The sequence below is a fragment of the Acinetobacter sp. USHLN143 genome (genome assembly GCF_037145695.1).
In the GTDB taxonomy this organism is placed as follows: Bacteria; Pseudomonadota; Gammaproteobacteria; order Pseudomonadales; family Moraxellaceae; genus Acinetobacter; species Acinetobacter fasciculus.
Genome location: NZ_JBBCWZ010000112.1, coordinates 1 through 5,918 on the forward strand (window position 1 = coordinate 1; position 5,918 = coordinate 5,918).

The 5,918-nt window shown below is 40.5% G+C and carries 4 protein-coding genes and 1 rRNA gene; all 5 read left to right on the forward strand.

What is annotated here, in order from left to right; translation table 11 throughout:
* A 5S ribosomal RNA gene (rrf, locus tag WFH18_RS16455) occupies positions 1 to 99 on the forward strand; the annotation flags it as partial.
* Positions 100 to 265: 166 nt separating this feature from the next.
* Complete coding sequence (locus WFH18_RS16460) at positions 266 to 1,513, forward strand: esterase-like activity of phytase family protein (protein ID WP_086044258.1); 1,248 nt, start codon at positions 266 to 268, stop codon at positions 1,511 to 1,513.
* Positions 1,514 to 1,803: 290 nt separating this feature from the next.
* The gene (locus WFH18_RS16465) at positions 1,804 to 3,168 is read left to right on the forward strand and encodes an MFS transporter (protein WP_086044259.1); all 1,365 of its coding nucleotides are present in this window, start codon (positions 1,804 to 1,806) and stop codon (positions 3,166 to 3,168) included.
* Positions 3,169 to 3,526: 358 nt separating this feature from the next.
* Positions 3,527 to 4,876: an aromatic acid/H+ symport family MFS transporter gene (locus WFH18_RS16470; protein WP_086044260.1), complete on the forward strand. Its 1,350-nt coding sequence runs from the start codon at positions 3,527 to 3,529 to the stop codon at positions 4,874 to 4,876.
* 298 nt (positions 4,877 to 5,174) lie between these two features.
* Entirely contained in the window at positions 5,175 to 5,624 is a 450-nt protein-coding gene (locus WFH18_RS16475; RefSeq protein WP_174894029.1) for a hypothetical protein, read from the forward strand.
* Positions 5,625 to 5,918 lie beyond the last annotated feature (294 nt).

Consider the following 5,918-nt stretch of genomic DNA (forward strand, 5'->3'; position numbering starts at 1 on the left):
AGAGTGAACCACCTGATCCCTTCCCGAACTCAGAAGTGAAACCTCTTAGCGCTGATGGTAGTGTGGGGTTACCCATGTGAGAGTAAGTCATCGCCAGCTCATTATTCGAAACACCCTCTGCTAACGCAGGGGGTGTTTTTTTATGTGGATAAAATAAGAATTGTTTCTATAAAACTGTCGTTAAAACTTCATTTCCTCGCAACGTTCCTGTCATGCAAAGCACATTCAATAAGGCTTTGACTTGATAAAAAAGATGAATGGACGTATGAGAAAAATCTGCTTAAGTATGCTGGCTATTTCCGTATTGGCTCTGACGGCATGTAATGATTCGGATGATAAGGTTGTTCAGCCTATAGAAAATATCAGTGAACCGACTTTAGTCTCTTTTGCCAAACTGGATGTAGAGACTTATGCAGAAGGGCCTGATTCCGGCAAAGATGTACGTGGAGCAAATGGGATTTTTCCGCCATTTTCAGGTCAGCCTGTACAAGGTTTTTCTGCTGCATTAAAAAATCCGGACGGAACCTATCTGGTGATGTCGGACAATGGCTTTGGCGCGCAGGATAATTCTTCTGATTATTTATTGCGTTTGCATCATCTTTCTAGTGATTTTAGAACCAAAACCGGTGGCACGGCAGCTGTCGAACATCTTGCTTATATTCAGCTTCGTGATCCGAATAAACTGATTCCTTTTGAGATTATTAACGAGAATACTCAAGAGCGTTTATTGACCGGTGCTGACTTTGATCCGGAATCTATGCAACGTGCACCTAATGGGGATATCTGGATAGGAGATGAATTTGGGCCTTATTTACTGCATTTTAATGCAGAGGGAATCTTGCAAAGTCCGCCGATCGCTTTAACACATCCATTAGAGACCGGAACTGAACTGAGATCTCCACAAAATCAGCTAAATAAGGGAACTACAGCGTATATCGAACCTCTCGTACAGCGAAGTGGGGGCTTCGAAGGCATGGCAATTTCACCTGATGGCCGCTATTTGTACCCTTTACTCGAAAAACCTTTATTAAATGCCACGACTCCACAATTAATCATTTCAGAGTTTGATATAGAAAATAAGATTTATACCGGAAATTTCTATTATTTTGAGCTGGATTCTAAAGCTACTGCTATTGGTGATTTTCAGCTTTTTAATGCCCAAGAAGGGGTGATCATTGAACGCGATGACAGTGAAAATAATCTGGGCGGTTATAAAAAACTAATCAAGGTTAAACTGAATCAGTCCGGTGAGTCTGTGACGCGCGAAGAACTGGTCAATTTGATGGATGTGGCCAATCCGGATTTACTTTATGGTCCGGTACGTCCGGGAGATATTGCCACCGGTCAGCGCTTTGGTTTTCCATTCCAGACCATTGAGGACATTATTATTGAAGGGCCTGATTTAATTACCGTCCTGAATGACAATAATTTTCCTGGCTCCAGTGGGCGTAATCAAAATCTGGCAGATGATAATGAAATGATTCAGATCCAATTACCTCAACCATTGTATTAATTGCATTTTATTTTCGAAATTTAAAAACTCTTCCAGAGTCTGAAGGCTCTGGAAGAGTTTTTTAAACCAAAAACCGGCTGAAATTGTTAATCATTGATTAAAAACTAGACCCATGGGTTTAGTTTTTTGCATCATGCTTAAGACTTTAGTCGCATACTGTCTCAAAAATAGCTGTGTTGAACTAAGTTGTTGCGAAAACATGGCGATAAGAATCATTAAAAATAATAAATAAGAGTTAGTGTCATGTGTCGTGCTAAAAACAACGAATAACAACTCACAGGAGGTGAGGCGTGACTATAAATACAGTAAATGTAAATGCTGTAGTGGATACTGCAAAGTTTAAACCCTTTCATTTAAAAGTCGTACTTTGGTGCGTATTTATCGTGATTTTTGACGGTTATGATTTGGCAATTAACGGTGTAGCCCTGCCACTACTAATGCAAGAATGGAATATGTCTGCAGTGCAGGCTGGCATGCTGGCCAGTACTGCTTTGGCCGGCATGATGTTTGGTGCCATGCTGTTTGGCATGCTGGCTGATAAAATTGGCCGAAAAAATGTGATTCTGATTTGTGTCACCTTATTCAGTGGTTTTACTTTTTGGGGCGGTTTCGCCTCGAACCCAACCGAATTCGGAATTTTGCGATTTATTGCAGGTCTAGGAATTGGTGGAGTATTGCCTAATCTGGTTGCTTTAACCTCTGAATATGCGCCCCAAAAAATGCGCAGTACCTTGGTGACCACCATGTTTAGTGGTTATGCGGTGGGCGGGATTATGGCAGCCTTGCTTGGGGCCTGGTTTACTCCAAGTTTTGGTTGGGAAATCATGTTCTATATCGCCGGTATTCCATTGTTAATCTTGCCGATTTTATGGTTTTATTTGCCAGAATCTTTAACTTTTCTGGTGAAAAAACAGCAAAATGAAAAAGCCCGCCATATTGTGCAACAGCTCAGTCCAGAACAGAATCTGAATGCAGATACCCAGTTTGTGCTGAATGAAGTACAAACCTCAGAAGCCTCAATTGCAGCACTCTTCAAGCAGGGCCGTAGCATGAGTACCTTGCTGTTCTGGTCGTGCTTCTTTATGTGCCTGTTGATGGTTTATGCCTTGGGCAGCTGGTTGCCGAAACTGATGATGGCAGCCGGATATTCGCTAGGCAACAGTTTGATGTTCCTGATGGCCATGAATATTGGTGCAGTCATTGGTACCATTGGTGGCGGTATTCTGGCAGACCGGTTCCATTTGAAACCGGTTATTATCGGCATGTTCCTGCTCGGTGCGGTATCACTGGTTGGCCTTGGCTTCAATTCACCACAAGCGGTTATTTACTTGCTGGTGGCGCTCGCGGGTGCTTCTGCAATTGGCAGTAGTATTTTGCTCTACAGCTTTGTGGCGCAGTATTATCCAATGTCGATTCGTTCGACCGGGATTGGCTGTGCATCGGCTGTGGGACGTGTCGGTGCGATTGTAGGCCCAATCTTTATTGGTTTCCTGCTGGGCATGGAATTACCGCACAAGTTTAACTTTATTGCGGTGGCTATTCCGGCATTGATTGGTGCAATTGCTGTTTCCATGATTGTGCGTAAAGACCTCAATGCAGAAAGAAATGCCGAAACCTTGCGTGCCGAACAGAAACTCAAGTCGATTAAAACCTGATGCAGCATGATGGCTGCGATAAAGCCACCTGCTGAATTTGCAAAAACCTCTTTATTTAAAGGGGTTTTTGCTTATCTGGTATATCAAATTAAAGCAATATTCAATTGATCAAAAAAATAAGCAATTAAAATTGCTAGAAAATTAAGCCAATTTTAAAATAAATATAAATTATTCAAAATCTTATATTATCAATAATGTGACATATCACGTAAATAAATGACATTTCTGAGTCCATAGCCGAATATCAATTAGTCTTATTGTGCCTTAAATCCCGCTTGCGTATATTGCCTGACAATTGAAGATTGTCTTCAATCTTCAACAAGATGTTATGGACAAGTACTCATGGGAGATGAGAACGATGACAACGGAAAAAATAGATGTAAATTCTGTAGTCGATAATGCGAAATTCACGCCTTTCCACTTCAATGTAGTTGCTTGGTGTTTACTCATTATCTTATTTGATGGCTACGATCTGGCAATCAATGGTGTAGTTTTACCATTATTGATGCAAGACTGGGGCTTGAGTGCAGTGCAGGCGGGCATGCTTGCAAGTACCGCACTGGCCGGCATGATGTTTGGTGCGATGATCTTTGGTTCCCTGGCGGACAAGATCGGTCGTAAGAAAGTAATCATGATCTGTATTGTATTATTCAGTGGTTTAACTTTTGCGGGTGGCTTTGCCTCAAATCCAACCGAATTCGGTATTTTACGTTTCCTTGCCGGTCTTGGTATTGGTGGTGTAATGCCAAACCTGGTGGCATTGACTTCGGAATATGCTCCACAAAAAATGCGTAGTACCCTGGTAACCACTATGTTTAGTGGTTATGCCGTTGGTGGTGTAATGGCTGCGTTATTGGGTTCATGGTTTACCCCAAGTTTTGGTTGGGAAATCATGTTCTTTATCGCGGGTATTCCATTATTTTTATTACCGGTAATCTGGAAATTCCTGCCTGAATCGCTGGCATTTATTGTGAAGCAGAACAAGCAGGCTGAAGCACGCCAAATCGTACGTCGTCTGGCGCCAAATCTGACAGTAACGGATAACACGGTACTTACTTTGCCACAGGAAAATGTGCCTGAAGCAGCGAACGTGGTCAGCTTGTTCCGTCGTGGTCGTGCGGTCAATACTTTACTGTTCTGGGTCGCATTCTTTACTTGCCTGTTAACTATGTATGCACTTAGCAGCTGGTTACCGAAGTTGATGATGGCAGCGGGCTACTCGATGGACAACAGCCTGATGTTCATGATGGTGATGAACGTGGGTGCGGTTGTAGGTATTGTAGGTGGTGGTATTCTGGCGGATCGTTTCCACCTGAAACCGGTACTGATGGTTCTGGGTATGATGGGTGCGATTGTAATGAGCTCAATGGGCTTTGCATCTAACCAGTTCTTGCTTTACATCCTGGTGTTCCTGGCGGGTGCAGCGTCAATTGGTTCACAAATGTTGCTGTATAGCTATGTGGCGCAGTTCTACCCGCTTGCAGTACGTTCAACAGGTATTGGCTGGTCTTCTGCGATTGGTCGTATGGGTGCGATTGTAGGGCCGATCCTGATTGGTGGCTTACTGGGTATGAACCTGCCTGCTTACTTCAACTTTATGGCAGTCGGTTTGCCGGTGCTGATCACTGCAATTGCGGTTGCCTTGATCATGCATGACGATGAATCTGAAAAGATTGGTTCAGTCGAGCCAGCAGTGTCTAAAGCTTAAGAATTTGAGTTTTAAAAAGAAGCCTCCGAAAGGGGGCTTTTTTATAAGAGGTATACTATTTAGAATGATATATACACTTTAAATTTAATAAATTTTATGAATAGAAGTAAAGCTAAAAGAATATTGCAAAGAATGGTTAACTCATTGTTTAAGTTGCAAGCTTTCGTAAAGATAAATAGCTTTGATGATATAAAAAAATCTTGATGATTATTTTGGACAAGAGCTGACTTTATCAAAAGAAAAAACAATTTTCATTACTACTGATACAAGAAACACTTTAAGGTCCATCACCAGTGAATTGATTGTTTATTATGATTTAGAAGATTACATCACTTTTTCTGAGATTTTCTCGAATGTTAAAAAAATATATGCTGACTATATCCTAAATAAAAAATCTCCAGAAAATATGATAGATGATGTCTATGAGTTATCAAAGAAAGAAATAAGAGTATTTAATAATATTAACTGCTGTGAAGGTATAAAGCTTAACGGCATAGAACAATTAAACTGTGGAGAATATAAAATAATTTCTTCTGATTTTTCAACATTTCTTAAAGCCTATAGAAAAGAAGAAGCTGATTTTTATGAGATGATGAAAGATTATCTATGGATTTGTGGAAGTGAAAAAGGAAGTAAGAAGCAGGTAGAACATAAATTTGATTACAAAGCTAATCTAATTACTAGTTTTTTGAGTATCTGTTTGCAAACTATAAATAAAAAATCAATATTAGACCTCTTGCGAAAGTAAAAACCACCTCAATATAAATTTCATGAGATATCAGAAATTAAATCGTTTTTCAGATTCTGAATTCAAACGCTTGGTTGGCGTACCTCGACATGTTTTTACTGAAATGGTAGAGGTTTTAGAAAAAGCAGAATCACTCAAAAAGAAATCAGGTCGTCCTCATACTTTAGATATAGAGGATCAGTTGTTAAGTTGACAAAAATAACTAATGATGCGAAAAGGTTTTTTTAGTTAACAGATGTTCACACATGCCTAGAATTGTTTCTGTACCACTTAGTTTAGAACAGCGAGAACGAC

Bases quoted from the DNA above. Each gene is read 5' to 3' on its own strand.
- WFH18_RS16460 (WP_086044258.1), top strand. From the start codon at position 266: ATGAGAAAAATCTGCTTAAGTATGCTGGCTATTTCCGTATTGGCTCTG.
- WFH18_RS16470 (WP_086044260.1), top strand. From the start codon at position 3,527: ATGACAACGGAAAAAATAGATGTAAATTCTGTAGTCGATAATGCGAAA.